At 41.1% G+C, this 21,067-nt stretch carries 20 protein-coding genes; 18 read left to right on the top strand and 2 right to left on the bottom strand.

The annotated features are described in order from the left end of the window. The first annotated feature begins 105 nt into the window (after window positions 1-105). The 5 genes from recG (at window position 106) to H7T99_RS03925 (ending at window position 4,734) form a co-directional block, all read left to right on the top strand. The gene (recG, locus tag H7T99_RS03945) at window positions 106-2,136 is read left to right on the top strand and encodes an ATP-dependent DNA helicase RecG (RefSeq protein ID WP_257788654.1); all 2,031 of its coding nucleotides are present in this window, start codon (window positions 106-108) and stop codon (window positions 2,134-2,136) included. An 11-nt stretch (window positions 2,137-2,147) separates the two neighbouring features. Then, the gene (locus H7T99_RS03940; protein ID WP_004183442.1) at window positions 2,148-2,654 is read left to right on the top strand and encodes a hypothetical protein; all 507 of its coding nucleotides are present in this window, start codon (window positions 2,148-2,150) and stop codon (window positions 2,652-2,654) included. Window positions 2,655-3,274: 620 nt separating this feature from the next. Then, on the top strand, window positions 3,275-3,712 hold the full coding sequence (locus H7T99_RS03935) for a hypothetical protein (RefSeq protein ID WP_022496192.1): 438 nt from the start codon (window positions 3,275-3,277) through the stop codon (window positions 3,710-3,712). A gap of 191 nt (window positions 3,713-3,903) precedes the next feature. Beyond that, entirely contained in the window at window positions 3,904-4,512 is a 609-nt protein-coding gene (locus tag H7T99_RS03930; RefSeq protein WP_022496193.1) for a DUF2975 domain-containing protein, read from the top strand. 9 nt (window positions 4,513-4,521) lie between these two features. Then, window positions 4,522-4,734, top strand: a complete 213-nt coding sequence (locus H7T99_RS03925; RefSeq protein WP_002884695.1) for a helix-turn-helix domain-containing protein — start codon at window positions 4,522-4,524, stop codon at window positions 4,732-4,734. Window positions 4,735-4,784: 50 nt separating this feature from the next. Here H7T99_RS03925 and H7T99_RS03920 read toward each other — a convergent pair whose 3' ends face one another. Beyond that, window positions 4,785-4,928 (bottom strand): hypothetical protein, encoded by a 144-nt coding sequence (locus tag H7T99_RS03920; RefSeq protein ID WP_013991161.1) that lies wholly within the window; start codon window positions 4,926-4,928, stop codon window positions 4,785-4,787. 3 nt (window positions 4,929-4,931) lie between these two features. After that, window positions 4,932-5,900, bottom strand: a complete 969-nt coding sequence (locus tag H7T99_RS03915) for an asparaginase (protein ID WP_037602584.1) — start codon at window positions 5,898-5,900, stop codon at window positions 4,932-4,934. A 71-nt stretch (window positions 5,901-5,971) separates the two neighbouring features. Between H7T99_RS03915 and H7T99_RS03910 the strand changes: the two genes are divergently transcribed. The 13 genes from H7T99_RS03910 (at window position 5,972) to H7T99_RS03850 (ending at window position 20,858) form a co-directional block, all read left to right on the top strand. Then, a complete protein-coding gene (locus H7T99_RS03910; protein ID WP_037602580.1) occupies window positions 5,972-7,357 on the top strand; it encodes a Cof-type HAD-IIB family hydrolase in 1,386 nt (461 codons plus the stop codon). Window positions 7,358-7,473: 116 nt separating this feature from the next. Further along, window positions 7,474-8,655 carry a DUF6574 domain-containing protein gene (locus H7T99_RS03905; RefSeq protein ID WP_037602577.1) on the top strand — a complete coding sequence of 394 codons (1,182 nt, stop codon included), beginning with the start codon at window positions 7,474-7,476 and terminating at the stop codon, window positions 8,653-8,655. Window positions 8,656-8,706: 51 nt separating this feature from the next. Next, window positions 8,707-10,434, top strand: a complete 1,728-nt coding sequence (locus tag H7T99_RS03900; protein ID WP_037602574.1) for a zinc ribbon domain-containing protein — start codon at window positions 8,707-8,709, stop codon at window positions 10,432-10,434. A 210-nt stretch (window positions 10,435-10,644) separates the two neighbouring features. Further along, window positions 10,645-11,091, top strand: coding sequence for a LytTR family DNA-binding domain-containing protein (locus H7T99_RS03895; RefSeq protein ID WP_022495862.1), 447 nt, complete (start codon window positions 10,645-10,647; stop codon window positions 11,089-11,091). A gap of 4 nt (window positions 11,092-11,095) precedes the next feature. Then, window positions 11,096-11,791 (top strand): hypothetical protein, encoded by a 696-nt coding sequence (locus H7T99_RS03890; protein ID WP_022495863.1) that lies wholly within the window; start codon window positions 11,096-11,098, stop codon window positions 11,789-11,791. A 333-nt stretch (window positions 11,792-12,124) separates the two neighbouring features. Beyond that, window positions 12,125-13,723, top strand: coding sequence for an Hsp70 family protein (locus H7T99_RS03885; protein WP_022495864.1), 1,599 nt, complete (start codon window positions 12,125-12,127; stop codon window positions 13,721-13,723). Then, window positions 13,720-14,232 (top strand): hypothetical protein, encoded by a 513-nt coding sequence (locus H7T99_RS03880; RefSeq protein WP_037602571.1) that lies wholly within the window; start codon window positions 13,720-13,722, stop codon window positions 14,230-14,232. Before H7T99_RS03885 ends, H7T99_RS03880 begins: the two co-directional genes overlap by 4 nt. Window positions 14,233-14,241: 9 nt before the next feature. After that, complete coding sequence (locus tag H7T99_RS03875) at window positions 14,242-15,027, top strand: ATP-binding cassette domain-containing protein (protein WP_037602569.1); 786 nt, start codon at window positions 14,242-14,244, stop codon at window positions 15,025-15,027. Between the two features lie 8 nt (window positions 15,028-15,035). After that, window positions 15,036-15,851: an ABC transporter permease gene (locus H7T99_RS03870; protein WP_014635018.1), complete on the top strand. Its 816-nt coding sequence runs from the start codon at window positions 15,036-15,038 to the stop codon at window positions 15,849-15,851. After that, complete coding sequence (locus H7T99_RS03865; protein ID WP_002884593.1) at window positions 15,852-16,112, top strand: hypothetical protein; 261 nt, start codon at window positions 15,852-15,854, stop codon at window positions 16,110-16,112. A gap of 9 nt (window positions 16,113-16,121) precedes the next feature. Then, window positions 16,122-17,861, top strand: coding sequence for a DUF6287 domain-containing protein (locus tag H7T99_RS03860; protein ID WP_037602566.1), 1,740 nt, complete (start codon window positions 16,122-16,124; stop codon window positions 17,859-17,861). 279 nt (window positions 17,862-18,140) lie between these two features. Continuing rightward, window positions 18,141-19,451: a hypothetical protein gene (locus H7T99_RS03855; RefSeq protein WP_037602563.1), complete on the top strand. Its 1,311-nt coding sequence runs from the start codon at window positions 18,141-18,143 to the stop codon at window positions 19,449-19,451. Between the two features lie 33 nt (window positions 19,452-19,484). Further along, complete coding sequence (locus tag H7T99_RS03850) at window positions 19,485-20,858, top strand: GHKL domain-containing protein (protein WP_037602561.1); 1,374 nt, start codon at window positions 19,485-19,487, stop codon at window positions 20,856-20,858. Window positions 20,859-21,067 lie beyond the last annotated feature (209 nt).

Below are 21,067 nucleotides of genomic sequence, written 5' to 3'. Positions count from 1 at the left end.
AAATCCAGTTTGATACTGGATTTTTTGATTTTAGTGAAGACCATTTTCATGTGTTATAATAGCTGATAAGGCTTCCTCTTTCACGAGGAGAAGAACACGATAGAAATGATAGAGGATATGATTCAACTAGATTCACCAATTGCGGATTTGAAAGGCTTTGGTCCTAAGTCCGCTGAAAAATTTACCAAATTAGATTTGCACACGGTTGGGGACCTCTTGCTTTATTTTCCTTTCCGATATGAAGATTTTAAGAGTAAGTCTATCTTTGAACTGATGGATGGCGAAAAGGCAGTTATTACGGGAACCGTGGTAACCCCTGCCAATGTGCAGTATTATGGCTTTAAACGTAATCGTCTGAGTTTTAAAATCAAGCAAGGAGAGGCAGTGATTGCCATTAGTTTCTTCAACCAGCCTTATCTTGTGGACAAGATTGAGATGGGGGCAGAAGTGGCTATTTTTGGCAAATGGGACCAGAAGAAGTCTGCAGTGACTGGCATGAAAGTCTTGGCTCAAGTTGAGGACGATATGCAGCCAGTCTATCATGTGGCCCAGGGCGTTAGTCAAGCCCAGCTGATAAAGGCTATAAGGGCAGCTTTTGATAGTGGGGCCTTGAATTTGTTGGAGGAGAGTCTCCCACAGGTGCTTATGGACAAGTATCGTCTTATGGGACGCCAAGAGGCTGTGCGTGCTATGCATTTTCCGAAAGATTTGGCTGAATATAAGCAGGCTCTACGTAGGACCAAGTTTGAGGAGCTCTTTTATTTCCAGATGAACTTACAGGTGCTGAAGGCTGAGAATAAGTCCGAAACCAATGGTCTAGCAATTGCTTACGATGAAGCTAAAATCAAAGCCAAAATTGCAGAATTACCATTTCCCTTGACAGAAGCCCAACAGCGTAGTTTATCGGAAATCCTAGCTGATATGAAATCTGGGGCTCATATGAACCGTCTTTTGCAAGGAGATGTGGGTTCAGGGAAAACAGTTATCGCTAGTCTGGCCATGTATGGGGCTTATACGGCAGGATTGCAGTCTGCCCTCATGGTACCGACGGAAATCTTAGCAGAGCAGCACTATCAGAGTTTACAGGGACTTTTTCCTGAGCTAGAGGTAGTGCTCCTAACTTCTGGGATGAAGGCAGCGGACAAAAAAGTAGCTCTTTCCAAAATCGAATCTGGCGAGGCTCAGATGATTGTGGGGACTCACTCACTGATTCAGGATGCTGTGACTTATCACAGGCTTGGGCTAGTAATTACTGATGAGCAGCACCGTTTTGGGGTTAATCAACGTCGTATTTTCCGTGAGAAAGGTGACAATCCTGATGTCCTTATGATGACAGCGACACCTATCCCTAGGACTTTGGCAATCACTGCCTTTGGGGAGATGGATGTGTCAATCATTGACCAGATGCCGGCTGGACGTAAGCCCATTATTACCCGTTGGGTTAAACATGAGCAACTAGATACCGTACTGACTTGGATTAAGGGCGAGTTGGAAGAAGATGCTCAGGTCTATTTTATCTCACCTCTGATTGAAGAGTCTGAGGCTCTCGATTTGAAAAATGCGGTGGCCCTTCATCAGGAACTCACAGAGTTCTTTGGGGATTCAGCTACAGTGGCCCTGATGCATGGTCGCATGAAAAATGATGAAAAAGACCAAATTATGCAGGACTTCAAGGATAAAAAATCTCAGATTTTAGTATCAACCACAGTTATCGAAGTGGGGGTTAATGTGCCAAATGCTACGGTTATGGTCATTATGGATGCCGACCGCTTTGGACTTAGCCAGCTGCACCAACTTCGTGGCCGTGTAGGTCGTGGCCATAAGCAGTCCTACTGTGTTTTAGTGGCCAATCCTAAAAATGATACCGGGAAAAAACGCATGCAGGCCATGTGTGAGACTACGGATGGTTTTGTTCTAGCAGAAGAGGACCTTAAAATGCGTGGTTCAGGAGAGATCTTTGGAACACGTCAGTCAGGAATTCCTGAATTTCAAGTGGCTGATATTGTGGAAGACTACAATATCTTAGAAGAAGCAAGGCGCGTGGCCAGCCAAATTGTGTCTGACCCTAACTGGCGTGAGAATCCTGATTGGCAGGTGCTAGGAGCTCATTTGAGAAGCCAAGGCGAGTTTGATTGAGGAGGAAACCCATGAAAAAGAAACGGTTAAAAATCGATTTTTTTGCTATCTTGCATCCCTTATTTCTTATGATGTTAGGTCTCCTGTTTTATTTTTTCGCCTTCATCTTGATTTGGTTTATTACCGAATTGGCAAAGCTGATAGAAGGAAAGACGGACTTTCATACCCTATATCTTTATTCACTTCTTATCTCTCTAGTTTGTTCGGTATTACTGATTATGTACGTCGCGGGTTTTATAGCTCAGCTGATTATCCATATACAGCATCAAAAGGAAAGGACGCTTTTACCGGTCTGGTGTATGCTTACGGCTGTACTGATGCTTGTGCCCCTATTCGAAGATTTTAGTATCTTAGGCTCGTCCTGGAATTTTAAAGGGTATTTTCTTTCCATAGTTGCCTACATTGCCTATCTCTTTACAAAGCTACCCAAGGTTATTGAAAGTTACCGCTATCATGCGACAATTCGCTATGCCGTTTGGGTGGCTCTGGTCTTGGGAATTATTTTATCCATGCTTTAGACAGAAAAACTCTCAGTAAACTCACTGAGAGTTTTAAGTTTCCTTCAAGCTTATTACAAGCTTTCTTTAAGTTAGGCAACCTATAATAAAACCATCAAAACGAGATAGGTTTTGATAATAAAACGTTTTGGCTAAGCCAAACCATTCCTAAAAAAGGAGGACAAAACAATGACAGTAAAAATTAAAGTAACCTTCAACCGAAATTTCCAGAAGCATCCTCAAGACTTTAAGGTTTATCAAAACTAGTATTGATGCTAGGAAGAGGCTCAATTTACCCATATTCTACAACTTTCATCCCTCATTTTCCAAAATCCCTTTTTCCTTTTTTTCATAACGTAGAATCCCTCTTCTTAAACTCATAAAAAGTCTAGACGGAACCATGACCAGTCTAGGCGATTAAAATAAGTAAGCTAACCAGTTGAGATTTTCTTGGCTGGTTTTTATTTTTTGAATTTTAGATAAAAAATATCGAAAAACGATAAAAATGTGTTGACAAGGAGAAATAAAGAGTGTAATATATAATTATCGATAAACGATAATAAGTTTTCGATAAAGATAATCTTATTCGCGAAAAAGAGAAATTATATACCAAAAACTATTTAATAAAGGAAATACTTATCATGAAAACACTTAAATCAATCATCAACGCTGTTCTTATTCTTCTTATGGCAATCTACGGTCTTGCAATGCTTGCTTTACTTATCCTTCCTTTTGTGGATGTGACTAATCTTTTTCCAGGTGCTGAGGTTCATTACCTTTCTGGATGGGGTTACTGGCTAGTCTCAGAGTTACAATTCGCCTTCTATCTTGCCTTGCTTTGTCTCCTTCGTAAAGAGCTTAAAGACTTTACTTGGAAGGCATTTTGGACAGAAGATTTTTCTCTCTTCTTGAAAAAGGCTGCTCTTCTAACCTTTGTGCCATCAGCCTTGAATATCTTCCTGCAGTTGGGAACGACTAATCACCTTGTAGTGGACTTCAGCACATCAGTCTGGCTCCTCTTGGTCTCTCTAGCTTGTGATGCTGTCCGTCTTCGTAAGGGACAAACAGCTGTCAAATAATTGAAGGAATCTTATTTGAAAAGTAGTAAAATCTTACCTATAAACTAGTATTTTATATTGATATTCGATATAATTGATACTGTTAATAGTTAGCTAATGATTTAGTATGAGGTCAAGGGCTCCTAGAGGCACCTTGGCTTTTTCTAGTCTATGCTCAAAGAAATCAAATGAATTTACAATCGAGGTAACACATGACAACTATCTTATTTTATTTTTTAATCATCCTAGCCTTGGCTGGCTCTAGTTATTATGGTTGGAGATCGGCCAAAAGTGCTAAAAATCGTCAGGAAACGCAAGAACAGAAACGTCTACGTAGTATTCTCCTGTTCGTTAATGTCCTCCTTTTTGCGGGCTTTTTAAGTCTTGTTATTACCATTCTTACTGATGCCTTTATCCTGACTGGTCATGAAGGACTCTTACAACAAGGTTTGCGTATGCTTCTTGGTTCGGGGGTTACCGTGAAAAGTAGTAGCACTAGTCTGACGCTTTTTGCAGCAACCATTGATTTCCTTCGTATGTCAGTCAACATAGGCTTCTTGTTGTGTCTACGTGTCTTTCTGATTAATCTTTATCGTTCTGATATTTTTATCGCTAAAAATGCTAAGTTGGTTCGTTGGTCAGCGCATTTGCTAGTTCTTGGGGCCTTTATCAATAATGGTATCTTTACATTTGGGACAGGCAACCATAGTTATAGTTTCTTTAATATCAGTTATTTGCTAGTTAGCTTTGTTCTCTATGCTGTTGCTATGATTTTGACTAAGGCTAATGCCATTGCTGAGGAAAATGAGTACACGATTTAGGAGGGGCTTATGATTATTGTCAATTTGGACGTTGAACTTGCCAAGAAGAAGATGCGCTCGGGTGAGCTGGCAGAACGTATTGGTATTACCCCAGCCAATCTCTCGGTTCTTAAGACAGGCAAGGCTAAGGCAATCCGTTTTACAACACTGGATGCTATTTGTAAGGAGTTAGATTGCCAACCAGGAGATATTCTTGAATATAGACCAGACGAAGAAAACTAAAAGCCTGAAGCAGTTCAGTCACCTTTCTAGTGACCATGCTTCAAGCTTTTTTATTTTTTCTTCAACCATGCGACCAAGGCTAGACTGGCTAGCACGGTGCCACAGACCATGGCGATATGTGTTTTTGAGACTGTCAGCTCATAGTGGAAATCTTTATTTTCCAATTTATCGGTTGCTTCAATACTAAGTTTCATGTCTTATCCCTCGATATAGTCTTTCAATTCTTGGTCTTTGAGTCCCGCACTGAGTGCGATGAGGAGTTTGAGGCGAGCCTTTGGTGCGTTGAGTTCTTTAACAAACATAACGCCAGCTTCTTGGAGTTTGACTCCCCCGCCTTCATAGGCGTAGACAGGTTCGGCGATACCGTTGAAGCAGCGGGAAACGAGCACAACAGGGACTCCTTTTTCCATAAGATTTGTGATTTCTCTTGCAGCCAATGGTGGGAGGTTTCCAGCACCTAGTGCCTCGATAACCACGCCATCAATCTTTTCAGGGTCTAGGAGACTGATGATTCCATCTCCGATACCCATCCCAGCATAGGCCTTGATGATTGGTACTGTTCCTGTGATTTGTTCCAAGTCAAAACGAACCCGAGGCTCTGCAGTTTTGAACCAGAGGATGTCATGCTTCATGATGATTCCTAGTGGACCGTGGGTTGGTGTGTGGAAGGTTGCCACGTTTGTGGTATGGGTCTTAGTCACATACTTGGCTGCATGGATTTCATCATTCATAACGACCAGGATTCCTTTGTCAGCGGCCTTGTCGTCGCTAGCAACACGTAGGGCTGAGAGATAGTTATAGACTCCGTCGCTTCCTAGTTCGTTCGACGAACGCATGGCACCAGTTAGGACGATTGGAATCTCAGGGACGGCCATGGTGTCTAGGAAGTAGGCTGTCTCTTCCAGAGTATCTGTTCCGTGGGTGATGACCACACCATCATATTGCCCAGCTGTTTCCTTGATTTTTTTGTAAATATCCAGCATGTGGTAGGGTGTGATATGTGGGCTAGGGATATTAAGAAAATCGAGAACGGTTAGTTCTAAATTGTCTAAATCAAGCCCCACATGGTTCATGGGATTATCAGCGTTTTGACTGACCTTGCCATCATTATCCGCTGACATGGAAATTGTTCCTCCAGTGTGAAGGACTAGGATTTTTTTTGTCATTTATATTACTCACCATTATATTATATGTTATAATTTATTTTAGCATAATATGTTAGAAGGAGGGGAGCTCTGTGGCCATTAAAGCAGTCTTTTTTGATATTGATGGGACTTTTCTAAATGACCGAAAACGTGTGTCAAGTTCAACCAAAAAAGCTATCAGTCAAATGAAGGAAGATGGTATCTTGGTTGGTTTGGCAACAGGTCGTGGTCCAGGATTTGTTCAGCCTTTCATGGACAATCTGGGTCTGGATTTTGCAGTCACTTATAATGGTCAATATATTTTGACTCATGACAAGGTCCTGTATCAAAATCAGCTCCCTAAATCAACAGTCTACAACTTGATTCGCTATGCCACCAAGCACCGTAGAGAGATTTCTCTAGGGACTAGCACAGGTCTTGTTGGTTCCAATATTATTAGTATGGGAACGAGTAAGTTTGGACAAATCGTCAGCCGTATTGTCCCTAAGTCCTGGGCTAAGATGGTGGAACGTAGTTTCAAGTCTTTGATTCGTCGTTTCAAGCCACAAAGTATTGAGACTCTTAAGACTATCATGCGTGAGCCTATTTATCAGGTGGTTATGGTAGCGACGGTGGGGGAAACAGAAGATATTGAAGAAAAGTTTCCTCATGTGAAGATTACCCGTTCAAGCCCTTATTCAGCCGATATTATTTCAGAGGACCAATCTAAGTTGAAAGGTATCGCTCATCTAGGTGAGGTTTTTGGTTTCGAACTCAGTGAGGTTATGGCCTTCGGGGATTCGGAAAATGACCTAGAAATGCTGTCTGGCGTCGGCATTGGTGTTGCCATGGGTAATGGTGAAGACGAGCTGAAAGACCAGGCTACCCATGTCACTGATACTAATAACCAGAATGGGATTGCCAAAGCCTTGTCACACTACGGTTTGATTCATTTTGAGACAGAAAATTCATTTACCAGTGATGATGGCAACTTCAACAAGGTTAAGGATTTCCACCATTTGATGGATGGCTCAACTAACGACATGCCTCGTGTTTACGGTATCGAGGAAGCTGGTCACCGTGCGGACTTCAAGTTGGAAGAAATCGTCGAATTTCTTTATGCTTCATCAGGTGGGGACAAGCGTGTCTTTGGTCAGGCTGTTCTGGATTTGCATGCTGCTCTTGATAAGGCGGCCCTCAAAGTTAGTTCTAAAGAGCACTCAGAGTCAACGATGGTTGGTCAGGTGGATGCTTTGACTGACTTGCTTTACTTGACCTATGGTTCATTTGTCCTTATGGGGGTCGATCCTAAGCCTTTCTTTGATACGGTTCATGAGGCTAATATGGGGAAAATTTTCCCCGATGGAAAGGCTCACTTTGATCCCGTGACCCACAAAATTCTTAAACCAAGTGACTGGGAAGAGCGATTTGCACCAGAACCACACATTAAACGAGAGCTGGATCGTCAGATTCAAAAATCTCTACAAAGAAGTAAATAGAAAATATAAAGGTTTGGACAGTTTGCTCCAAGCCTTTTTCTAATAAAAATGACATTTATTAATGTATTTATTTGTGATAAAATAAAGACATTCTATGTATTTTTAAGGAGATTATTATGACTAAAGCAGATTGGTTAGACTTTTTTGAAGCCATCAATGGTCGTTCAGCGACTGAAGAAGAAATTGCAGCAGCACTTGCAGCTGGTGAGTTCCAAGATGACGCACCAGCAGTAGAAACTGCCCCAACACAAGAAGCGCCAGCGCAACCAGCTTTCGCTAATGTTCAAGAAACACCAGCCCAAGAGGCGCAACCACAGCCAACTTTCGCTGGTGCCCAAGAAGCGCAACCACAGCCGACTTTTGCGAGTGCACAAGACGCACAAGCGCAAGCTTCTTTTACAAATGCTCAGGCAGCACAACCTCAACCAACCTTTGCAGGTGCTCAAGCTGCTCCAGTACAAGGAGTGCCAAATCAGGCAGCACAACCACAAGCTGGTTTTGCCAATGCTCAAGCTGGTCAACAAGCAGCTTTTGCTAACGGTCAACCTCTTCAACCAGGTCAAAACGTTCAATTTATCAACGGTCAAGCTGTAGTTGTTCCAGCCCAACCATCAGCATTTGCGACAACTTTCAAAAACTACTGGACATGGTTGCTTAATGCATGGCGTCGTCCAGCTGACATGACAGATTATGGTAAACACAATGGTTGGCTTAACTATATCTTCTTGTCACTCTTTACTGGACTTGCCTTCTTTGCAATCTTGAGCGCTGTGGCACGTAAAGTGGTTAGTTCAATTGTATCAACAACAAACGCATTGAGTAACCTTTTTGGTTCTTATGGAACAGATGCTTACTCATCTTCAGTTTCAAGCCAGACATCAAGCATTGGTTTTGGAGCTTTCTTTGCTAGTATCCTAGCTGCCTTCCTTTTTATCTTTGCCTTTATCTTGGCAGGATTTGTAACACGTAAGGCAATTTTCCGTGATCCTGAGACTACTTTCTTGAATAGCTTTGACCGTTTTGGTCGCTTGACATCATTGGCCTTGCCAATCTTGCTCGTAACAATCTTGTTGGGAGCTATTGGACTTGTTGGCTTCCCGCTTTTCTTGTTCTATGTTGTTTACTTCTTATTTGCACTTGCAAACCTCTTTACAATTGTTCCTGTAACAACAGCGTGGAAGGCTGATAAGTTCTATCAAATGATCTTGGCAGCACTTTTGAATGGTGTAATTTTGTCAATCTTGTTTGCAATCGTATTTACTATTATGTCATCATTTATGGTGGGGCTTCTATTCTAATCTAAGTAAACCTCTAGCATTTTTTGAAAAAGTAAGTTTATAGGAGTCTTTATGGCAACAAAAGAAAAGTGGATTGATTTATTTGAAAAGGCAGTTGGTCGTCCGCCCCATGCTTTGGAGATTGAAGAAGGCCAGAAAGCAGACTTTGACTTAAAGGCTATTAAAGGCATTGCGGCGATGGGCTTGGACCAAGATGCCACTCCTTCTGAACCAACAGAAGAAGTTGATGAGTATGACGTTGCCGAAGAAGTGTTTGAAGATGTACCGCTTGGTGACGAAGAGGCAACGATTCCTTTAGAAACTGAGGAGCTTGCACCAGTATCTCAAGCAGATCAAGGTCAAGCTGAAGAAAATTCAGAGGCTGCTTCTAAAGAAGCACAAGCTATCTGGATGAAGGCTTTTAAAACCTATGTTGGACGTCAGCCTCTCCCTGAGGAATTCCTACTTGGTAAGTCTTCAGGTTATGATGTGTCAACCATCCATCAGTTTATCTCAGATGGTAAGGCTGCGAAACCAGCCAAGCCAGCTATGGCTAAAGGGAAGAAAATCCTGATTATTGCTGGTGTTGTTGCAGCAGTCTTAGCGCTTGCTGGTTATGGCTTTGGTTCTTATTACTACTCACGTGGTCAAGTAGCAGAGCGTTATGAAGCAGCAGCTAAGAAGAGCTTTAAAGATAGCTTGGAATACCAAGTATGGTCTGATACTAAAAAGGAAATTAAAACATCTGAAGTCAAGTACACAGACACTAAAAGTACACAAGCCTATAGCAAGAGCCAACTCATGTCTGGCGAACGTATGCAAAAGGTTGGACGTCAGTTCCTTATTTTTCCTAAGTGGCGAGTCGTGGTTGATCCTGGAACGGTTGATTTGACTGTTAATACAGCTGATTTGAATGTGACCATTAACGGGGTTTCTTACGCTACTACAGATGGTAATAACTACACGGCTAAATTGAATCATCTCTATCCAGGAACTTACAATTTTGTGGCTTCTGGTAAGGTAAATGATCAAGATATCACTGTCTCATCTGAGGAAAATGTGACCTCTAAAACAGAAGTCAACCTTTCTGTAGAGTATCTCAGCTTTACTGTTAAGTCTAATCTTAAGGATGGAGACCTCTACGTTGGTGGTACTAAGATTGGAACTCTTAACTCAGGGAAACTAGATGTTAACAAGGTAGCAGTAGCTGGTTCGTCAGCCGTTTATGTTAAGAAGAATTTCGAAGATGGTAGCTCTATCAAGACAGAGACATTGTCTATTAAGAAAATTTCTGAAGGTCAAACGGTTACTCTAGATGCTGATGGTGTTCTTGATCGTGATACGGCAGATCGTCTCTTGACTGCTGCCTACGGTAAATTTGGCAGCTACGCTTCTAATCACAACACGACACCAGATGGTGTATCTGACATTTTCCTAAATGGTACTGATGATACCATGTACAAGGATGTAACGGCTGATATTGATAGAAATACTACGGGTGCTAAAAACCGTGCTGCTGATAGTATTTCTTTCTCAGACGTTGACGTCACAGAAGTCGTTCAGACTGGTGAGAAGACCTTCAAGGTGACCTTCACAGCAGTTTATGATTTCTATTATGGTTATGATTCGAAATTTAAGTCATCAGGAGATATCAAAGATAAAATCTCTTGGTCATGTAATGTGGAATATGTTGGTGACGATAGTGACTCTAGCAGTAGTGGTTCTAACTACAGCGACTACCGTATCAATGGTAAGGCTGGTGAATCACAAAAAGTGAGTCGTGAAGATACTGTGAAGTAGTAGTTACTTGCTCAGTTAGTTAGCATTGAACAGATTACAAATGGGAGGGGAGTCCTCCACACTAAAAATGAGAACTTGGCAACAGCCAGGTTCTTTTGTTTGTCTGTTTTAACCTCTTAGGGGCTAAACTGTGCCACTTACCTAAAAGGCCTTGTTTTGTGTAAAGCAGTTGTTATAATGGAAACATCAAAAGGACAGGAAAGGAGTCTTATGAAAGTTAGAATCGAATTAGACCCATCCATGGATGAGCCTGAAATCTTGATTCGAGCTCCTCGGTTAACACAGGAATTAGCCCAGCTCCAAGAGTCTATTCTAAAGCAAAAGTTAGTTCCGTTAGCCTTTTACAAGAATCGCAGTGAATATTTTCTGGATTTGGCAGATATTCTCTTTTTTGAAACAGACGGGGAGAAAATTTATGGTCATACTAAGGATGAGGCCTATGAGGTAAAGCAAAAACTCTACGAATTGGAAGAATTGCTTCCGATTGCCTTTTGTCGGATTTCCAAATCGACGATTGTTAATGCTAAGCAGATTTATTCTTTGGAGAAGTCTTTTTCAGGGACCAGTACGGTGAATTTCTATCAGACCCACAAGCAGGTCCATGTATCAAGACGCTACTATCAAGTTTTAAAAGAACGACTAAACGAAATGAGGTAAGATAATGAGAAAGAAATTAATTGGGATCCTCTTGATCCTTTTGGCAGCTTTAGTAATTGTACAGGACTACTTTATAAAATGGGAAATTAGTATTTGGATGTTGGCCTGGGTGGTCTTATTAGCTATTTTATCCCTTTCTAGTCTTTTGAAGCGACATTTTGGTCTTGGTTTCGCCTATGGTATTGTGGCTCTTTTTTCACTCAATGGACAGTTCCATTTTCTTCCAGTATCTAATTCGGTCCTTATCTTTTCTTCCATTCTTGCAGTTATTGGCTTGAACATTCTCTTCAATTCTTCTAGTAAAACAAAGAATCGTTTTGGATTGGGTGCAACTGGTTCAGACGCTAATAATGGAGGAAATGATATTGATGTCACTTTTTCAGCGGTGACCAAGTATCTCAATGACCAGCAATTTACGCATGGGAGTGCAGATGTTAGTTTAGGACAGGCTTCCGTCTATTTTGATAATTGCCGTATTGAGGGGCCATCTGCCCAGTTTGATGTGGACGTTTCTCTTGGAAGTCTTAGCCTCTATGTGCCCAGTGATTGGCGAGTACATGTGAATGTGGATAATTCTCTCTCAGCTGTACAGCATGAGGAAAATCCTAGCAATTTGACCAGCAAGGACTTCTACATCAAAGGAGATGTTTCCTTGGGTAATTTAGAAATTATCTATGTTGGTGAGAGTTCAATTGATTAAGTTAGGAGAGAAGTTGCTATAAACATGACAATTTAGGAGGGCAATAGCTCTGGGATTTCTAAGTTCATCAAGTCTTTCAAATCAACTAATACTCAAGGGAGTGGGACAAGGAACAATTTTTAAAAAGTTGTTCGGTCCTACTCCCTTTTTTCCTATTTTATAGTCTCTTTTTTTGTGATAATATAGTATAGTGAAAAAAACTAGACTGGAATAACTTTACTCTTTTGGAGTTTTATGTGACAGCGATGAATAGAGACAATCTAAGCGGATGCCTGCTTGGAGCTATAGTCAAGAAAACTCAAAATGAGGAATGAGGCTAGAAGGGAAATTGTTATGAGAAAAAAAGCGATTGGTATTGATTTAGGGACAACGAATTCCGTTATGGCTGTTGTTCGTGAAGATGTGCCAGAGATTATTCCGATGGGGACGAATGACGATCAGGTCTTACGTTCAGCGGTTTACTTCTCAAATATTAGTGGCCAAAACCATGTATCTTTTGGTAAAGAAGCCATCGAGCGTGGGACAGAAATCGGAAGTACAGAAAACTTTAAATTTGACTTCAAACGTGACATCGGGCGTCCGATTGCTAGTGATACACCAGACCACACACGTGTCAATTCTATTATTCTTTCGGCCTTGGTTTTGAACGAATTTCGTAAACGTGCCTATGTCGTTGGTCAGGAGATGGGCCAGGCAGACGGTATCAAGGATGCTGTCATCACAGTGCCTGCCTACTTTACGTCAGATCAACGTGCGGCAACTAAGAATGCTGGTCGTATCGCAGGATTTAACGTCTTGCGTATTATCAATGAGCCTACAGCTGCGGCCATTGCCTATGCCCACACTAAAAATGCCCAAGGAAATGTCTTGGTCTTCGACCTAGGTGGAGGAACTTTTGACGTTACTATCATGCGCGTGGCTGATCATGCCTATGATATTTTGGCAACTGATGGGAATTCACGTCTTGGTGGGATTGACTTTGATAAGCGTCTTGTGGGCTACATCATGCAGGAGTTGGAAAAACAAGGGGTCAATATGACTAACCTTTCCGAGAAGGAAAAAATTCAACTTCAATACAAGGCTGAGCAGATTAAGACTAGTCTATCAGTGAATGACCAAGCTCTCTATGAGCACTATGTCAATGGTCAAGGTTACGGTGTCTTGATTACTCAAGCAATTTTCAATGAAATTACCTTGGACCTCCTCAAAGATACTGAAATCAAGGTACAATCTACCCTTCAAGCGTCTGGCTTGAAATGGGAAGAGATTGACCATATCCTGCTTGTGGGTGGTTCAACACGTATGCCAATGATTCGTCAAATGATTCGCCTGATGAGTGGTTTGGAACCTAAGTTTGACCTTAATCCAGACACTATCGTGGCACAGGGGGCATCTATTTTGGCCGACCTTATCGTCAATAACGAGGTTAGCTTCTCTGAGCACCAGGATGGTAAGACAACTGAGACAGACAGAGTAGTTGTCAAGGATGTGACCTCTCAGGGAATAGGTCTGCTCTTCAAGAAAAATCCAAACAAGAACTACAGCTTTGTGGGTGACTACTATAATAGTGTCGTGGTTCCACGTAACTCGGTCTTGCCTTTGGCAGTGACCAAGGATCTCTTTGCGGTCGTGGATGGACAGAGTAAGTTCAAGCTTCGTATCACAGAAGGAAATTATGAAAATCCATTTGCTGTGAAGATTTTGGGACAAGTGGAAGGACAAGTGCCACAACCTCGCCAGAAAGGCGAGCTCTTGGCACAAGTCACCTATGCCTTCGATTCGGAACAAATTGTTACCGTAACAGTGTCTGATCCTCGAAGCAATACTGTTGTGGCACGTTTTTCAGTCAACGCACAAGTCAACCAAACCCAAGAAGTGGTTAAGGAAGACTTGTCAGAACTTCAAGCTATTTTTGCTAAATTCATCTCATGATAGACTACTACAAAGCAATTGATACAGAGACAGGACAGGAAGTATCTTATTTAAGAGAGGTCAGTAACCGTATCTCTCCAGAGATGTCGGCTCAAGATTGTTTCGTGGCACTTTCCTTTTTACGTGAAGAGCTGGAGGAACTCTGGACAAATGGTACCTTGGATAAAGAGGGAGAGCGTTTGCGTAGTGAGCTCTACACGATTCGCTCAATCTTTTTCTCAGACCATGAGAAGTTACAATACGACCGAAAACTCAGACAGGCTCAGAGAAAGGCTTGGGAAGTTGAGAAGGGGACGGCTGCTGATACTAGCAATGTATCAGGTAAAAAGGAAATCCCTTTTGAACCTGTTGCGGTGACTCAGACTAAAGAGTCGTCTCTTAAAAATTACCTCTTTGCGGCCTTCGCCTTTGTGATTCTACTAAGCTTGATTCTCTTCTTCAATATCAATGTCATCGTTCTTATTATCGGAGCCATTCTAATTGTGGCTTTGATGTTACTTATGTCTTAGGAGATATTAATGGAAACCAATCAATTAACATTTGAACATATCTGTTTCAAATATAAGGGAAATGATAACCAGCTCTTTACAGATTTGGATGTTACTATGGAGACTGGCCGAGTTGTCGGTATCTTGGGTGCCTCTGGTTCAGGGAAAACAACCTTAACTGAGATTCTCCTTGGCCAGCTTAAACCAACCTGCCAACAATTTCGTATTTTAGAAAATGGCAAACCTGTGACTGCTGGTTCACGCTCTTGGTCCTATGTGCCCCAACAAAATCTTCTTCGTGAGTACCTCAAGGTATCTGAGACCTTTGATTTTTATGCGGACCATCATCTGAAAGGAAGTGGTAAGCTGACTAAAAAGCATCGCATTGCAGGGATTATGGATGATTTAGGGCTGACGGAATTTGCAAACAAGAAGATTTCAGAGCTTTCTGGTGGGCAAAAACGCCGTGTCTCCATTGGTATCGAGCTTCTTAGCCCTAGTCCCTACTTTATCCTTGATGAGCCGTCTTCAGGCTTGGATGCTCTTAGTGACCGTAATCTCTTACGTACCTTGAAAATCTTGGCTAAATCAGCTAACAAGTCTATTGTGGTTATTACCCACAACACAGAAAACTTGGCTATTTTTGACAAGATTATCTTCTTGTCTAAGGGACGTCCGACATTTGCAGGGACCTATGAAGAGTTGCTTTTGGAATACAAGACTAGCGATCCTTATATGATTCGTAAATATATGGATATGAATATCGCAGATGTCTACCAAGAGCTCAATGCTTCAACACGTATTTACAAGATTTAGGGAGACTTATGAACGCAGCATTACGATTAAGTTGGTATAAATTTAAACATCACTACATGGATTTTGTTAAGGTTCTTCTGGGCATTGTCGCTTTCGAAGGCTTAATCCTCTATATTCAGGACAAGGGATTTTTGAAAGATTTCGAAACAACTCGAATGACCCTCTTTCTCTTGCTTTTTTCAACCAGTCTCTTGATTGTGGTTCAAAACAGTATTTATATTTCTAAGGAACGCTCGGTCCTCAACCGTGACTTTTTCTCAGGTTTGAGTCGTTCGGCCTTTGCCTTGGCTAGTATGGGGATTCACGCCTTCTTTGCTGTTTTGGAAACCATTGTCTTTATCCTATCTTACTCTGTTTTTAGTAAGTTCTTTGACAAAGAATTTCCAGACGCTGGTCATATTTTTGGTTCCTACCGTTGGGAAGTTGGGATTACAGTGCTTCTGGTTTTCTTGGCGTCGCATTTTATTGCCCTCTTTATCTCAGCCTTGGTTGGCAAATCTGAGATTACCTCTGTTATCCTAGCAGTCGTTGTGGGTATCATGCAATTTTCATTGTCGGGAACTATCCTATCTTTGCCAAAAGCCATTGATTGGGTACAAAAATTTGTCTATCTAGGTTATGGCCACAAGCTTTTTGGGATTTCTAGTGACTTGTCAGACTTGCCATCTAGCTTGGCTAAGTACCATGTTCCTGTCCCTAAGAGCCAGTTGGAGGCTTTTCAAGGGTCTACAGGCGAATTCTGGGGACAATGGTGGGCCTTGGTACTTCATTGCCTAGTTTATGCCCTACTCTTTTTCGTCACACTTCAGAAGAAGGAGAAATAAATGCAACAATATGATGAATGGCTGATTGACTTCCAAGTTCAGCATGGCCGCAAGCCGAGCGATAAGGAAGTTGCTGAAGCTGCTAAGACTGGTTTTGCTCTTTCTAGTGGTTTGAGCAGACAGAAAAATTCTAAATTCAGACAAGTTTTGTCTAAGGTTGGTTTGGGCGATCTCAAGTTTAGCTGGTTTTTAGTTTTGGAAATTTTGCTCTTGATTTGTATTGCTCTCTTTGGCTATGTTGTAGGCTATCTATTTATCTAGGAGGACCTCATGAAACAGTTTAAACATAAAAAGTTTATCGGTTTGGCCTTGATTGTCTTTTTGGTCTTCATGGTACTTGGAAAATATACTCAGAGCACGGCTTTCACATCGTCTTCAAGAGTTTATGCCACAACCGTTGTCGATAAGAATACTGGGAACAAGGTGCGTTTTGAAGTTCGTAAAATCAAGGGAGACAAATACGAAGTCAAAAATACTGAGACAGGTGATACTTATCAGGCTAATGCCCAATCCGGCGAAGACCGTTCTTTGAGCTTTAAGTTGGCTGGAACTAACGGCAACTCAGACGGTACTATCCGTATCACACCAAGTATGGTGCCTGGAGGAGATGCAAAGGTTGAAATGACTGACTCAAACACCTATACTCAGGTTGAGGGAGGTTCTGAAGTCGTTGAGTCTAGCGAGACCTCGTCTAGTTCTTCAAGTAGCCAAGTTAAAAGCATTATTAAGGATATTTTGGAATCAAGTAGTTCATCCTCTGGTAGCGATGCAAGCTCAGAGTCGTCTTCTAACGATCCAAATAAGCCAAATGCAGATATCAAGACTAAGACCGATGTCAATGGTGATAAGGAAACCACTTATATTGCAGACTATTCGACTGAAGACATTAAGTCCATCACAGAAGCCTTTGGGAAATGGCTCTATCAGTCTGACTATGCCAAGGATGCTGTTTTAGTTCAAAGCAGTTTTGATAGTATCACTAAGGTCAATGATGGTAGTCCAACCTTCCTTTCATTTAAGGCACCTAAGGAAAAAGATAGCAGCCAAACGATTACCATCCTTGCTAATCTCATCAATGCGGATGGCTATGAACATATTACTGGTGTTCCAAGTGGTATCATCAATGGTAAGGAAGTCTCAAACTATGATTTCAAGGACTATAAAAACACGGTTGATTCCTTTGCTCTAGGAATTAATGAAAATAGTGGTAAGACCGCCGACTATAGCCCAACATCATCCTTCCGTCTTTATACCTTGAAGGATAAGAAACATGCTATGTATGAAGACGATGCCGCTGAACAAAAAGCCCTCTTTAAGGACTTCTCAGCTGATGATAAAACTGGTGGCAATTATAATGGCTACAACAAGCTTTATAAGGATTTGGTTGACCAAGATAAGGATTCTTACCAAATTGTTCTCGGATCTAATGGTACTGTTTATTATGTAACTAACTACTGGAAGGGCAATTACGATAAGAAGGCTGTTCAGACCTATAAGGTAGCACCAGATGACATGCAAGAGGCTTACCAAGAGCTGCTCAAGCATTACTCTAGTGCTAGCACGTCTGATAGCTCAGAATCTTCAAGTTCTTCACAATCATCAGAGTCATCATCAAGCTCATCAGAGGCCAAAACAGAATCAAAAACAGAAACTAAGACCGAACAAACAGGCATGGATGTTAATGCTATCAAGGATAATAACTTCCAAAGCCTTGAAGGGACTTGGAAGAATGGGAATGGTAGTAGTTTGAATTTTTCTAAGGACAATTTAACAGCTCCTGAGAATTATGTTGTTGAAAATACAAATGGAAAACTTGAGAATGGCTATCTCACATCAAGTTTAAGAATGGGTATTTCTGGAGCAGCAATTCTCTTTATTCCAAAGGGAGTTACACTTCCGACAGTTCAGGGATTTGTGGATGGTTCAGATAATACTAAAGACCGTATTTTGGTCACTCAGTCAGCATCGCCACAATCTGACGCCAAGCAATTCTACTATAAGGCTGACTAGACCTGACAAGGGTGAAAGTCTTAAAAAAAGTAATGTTATAACCTAAAAGTTGAGATAAAATTATCTCAACTTTTTATGTTACATTTGTAACTTTAATTTAATAGTAAGTCCATCTTATATAAATAAATGGATTCTTAGAGGTATTATATACTTTATTAGAAATTTAATTATTGTGAAAACTTACAAAAAGCTATATAATGAGTAGTGTTGTAAAAAGGGCTTCCTAGGGGATTTTTGAGGAAGTTTCTTAAATCAGATTAAAGGGAGAGGGGGAAAAGAATGACTTTTATTATTGAATCGCTATTTGCTGTTTTTAAAGATTTTCATTGGCTAGTATCTATAGACACACTCTTGATTTTCTTTGTCAATTATCTGATGTTTCATGCAGCTGGTAGGGTCAAGATTTCTTGGAGGCTACTTTTATTAGGTGGTCTTTTGTCAGTTGTTTTGACTCCCCTTCTTCCTATGGGATTCAAATTTTTACTTAATCCTCTCATATTATTTTGTTTTAGTTATTACAAACGTCCAGACTTGCCATGGATAGAGCCGGTATTTAATAGCTTTTATGCCTGGGGAACAACTAATATCATTATACGGGGCTTGTCATTAATCGTCTTTCCTTTACTTTTGGGAGCCGACTTGATGAGCCGCATTCCAGAATCTTTAACGGAGTTTATATGTGTGGTAGTTACCTATCCTCTTTACCTCTTGGTTCACCGTTTTATTGGTTATGAATATTTGCAGGTCGAGGAAAAGGAGCGCTTACGCATACACTTCACCCCTATTGTTATTGGGGTTAGTTTTGCCTTTCTTTCATACGGGCTTCTAAATGATTTCATGCCTTACTTTGCTAGCATCTGGCCTGTAGAAGTGGTTAACAATTATGCCAAGTTGATCGTTCTATTAGCAACAGGAGCCTTCTTCATCGTTGTTTCCTATGCCAACCAGTGGATTAAGGATGAACTTTTTCTGGAGTTGAAAGAGGAGCAGGAGCGTCATTTCCAGAGCTTACAGGAATCTAGTAGACATATCCTCCATCTTTATCAGGAGCTATACCGTGATGGAGTGCCTAAGGTAGTCGTACCTAAGAAGGCTAAGACCGTTCTGGCTACTAGTCAAGAGGGAGACACTCAGAACCTATCTGATGAAGAGGTTCCCTTCAGCAAGGTTATGCCAGATATTTCTAACCTGCTTTCTCAATTGTTACGTTCCGTCATTGAGAGTAAGTATATGGAGTTTCATGCTGTTGGCGTTGATTTTATCATGGAGGTTCCAGACCCTATATCCCCAGTTCATATCGATGTAGTGGATTTATCAGCTGTTCTAACCACCTTCTTGGACAATGCCTTGTTGAGAGCTCATGGTCAAGAAAATAGTTTAGTTCGTATGTCTTATTACCAAAGAGGTGAGGTCCAGGTCCTCTCTGTAGAGACAACCCTTTCGCAAGATAGTGCCGAGGCGCCCCACGAGGCGTATGAGAGTCACTTATCAATCAATGAGCAGCTCGAAGATATTATGGAGCGTTACCCTCAGTCTAAACTTAGCTTTAAGAATGATAAGTTCATCTATAGACAGCAATTTGAATACTAAAGACTTGTAAAAAAAATATAGAAAGGAGATTCGATGTTTGAATCGTTTTTGGGAATAAATTTTTTAAATCTCTATGATACAGATGCCTTTCTAGCCATTCAGCTTATTTTAACTCTGACGATAAATTGTGCCATTTTCAAACGAATGACAGACATTCGTATCTCCTGGACGGTCTTCTTGACCTTAGCCCTGTTAGATGTAGTCATTCAGTATAATATTACTAACATGATTATGGTTTTTGATGTCTTTATCCTGATGATTTTGGCCTTTCTTGCTAAAGGGAAGACCTGGTCAGTGACCCAGTATGCTTTTCATACTTTGTTTCCAGTGGTGACGTCAGATTTACTTTATCGCTTATTGGGACTCTTCTTTATTCCCCTTCTCTTAAATCTCCCTGTCGCTGAGGTAGGGTCCAATGCTCTTTTCTATCTCTTATCTTACGGCTTGATTTTGCCACTTTATTTTGTATTTGACCGTTTCTTGGGCTTGGATTTGAAGCGTTGGAAGGTCTATAGTGATGACTCTTTCCAGAACCTCCAGATTTCTAGAAGAGTTGCTATAGCAATGGCCATTTATTTATTGGGAATCTATCTCAGTGTGAACTTAGACAGTTGGTTCCCTGGCTATTCTTCAGAGGTGGAGTTGAGATTTCGGATGCTTTGGGTTCTCTTGTCCGCAGTGGCTTTCATTTTCCTAGTTGCCCATCTTAATCAACTGTCTAGGCAGTATTTGGAAGAGAGTTTGGCCATGGAGGAAAAGAGGCATTTGAATAGTTTGACCAAGGCCAACCAAAAGATTGATCTTCTCTACAATGAGTTGTTACAATATAGACAGTCTTATCAGACGGTTGTGGAACAATTTTCAGAGGAAGTGCGTGACCAGGAAGAGGCTCTTGCCGAGCAGGTGTATCAGAATGTGCTTAGAGAGAGTGCCAAGGAGTTTGAACGTTTCCGTGTCATTGATAATCCTAAGCTGGAAAATATTCAGTCCTTACCCTTACGTAGTCTTCTTTCGGCTCGTATGATGGAGGCTAAACGTAGTAATATTCCAGTGACTTGTGATATTCCTGAGGAGATTTCAGGGTTTACCATGAATGTGGTTGACTTGACCTTGCTGGTGTCTATTTTCTTTAGTAATGCGATTGATGAGAGTAAGCAGGTGACTGTTAGTCAGATTAGTTTTAGTTTTCACCGTCATGATCAAGATGGCACCTTCCACTTTATTATGGAAAATAGAACACAAGAAGAAAGAGTGGACCTTGATGCCATTATGCAGGAAGAAAATCAGAAGAAAACGTCTGTTCTTAACCTTCACTCAGCCAAGGACATTCTTAAGAAATACGGTGATGCCAACTTGATTACAAGTAGTGGTGATTATCTCTTTAAACAGGAATTAATTTTTAAATAAAGTTGTAGAGCTAAATCAAAGGATTTGGCTCTTTTTTTGGTTACAGGACCATAAAAGATGGCTCTTTGCAATGGTTGTTAGGCTGATGTCTGAAGCTTGGGACATCGGAAGTAAAAGGGGCGAGGGAGGAGTCTGATTGTTGCTTCATTCTGTGTTATAATAGCAAGGATTAGTGGTTGTTAGCACTAAGTGAATGGCAATTCTTGCTT

Origin of the sequence: Streptococcus sp. 17.1, from assembly GCF_016648655.1 — a bacterium.
Taxonomy (GTDB): domain Bacteria; phylum Bacillota; class Bacilli; order Lactobacillales; family Streptococcaceae; genus Streptococcus; species Streptococcus salivarius_E.
The sequence above is the reverse complement of the archived record's forward strand: the minus strand, read 5'-3'. Positions and strand labels throughout refer to the sequence as shown.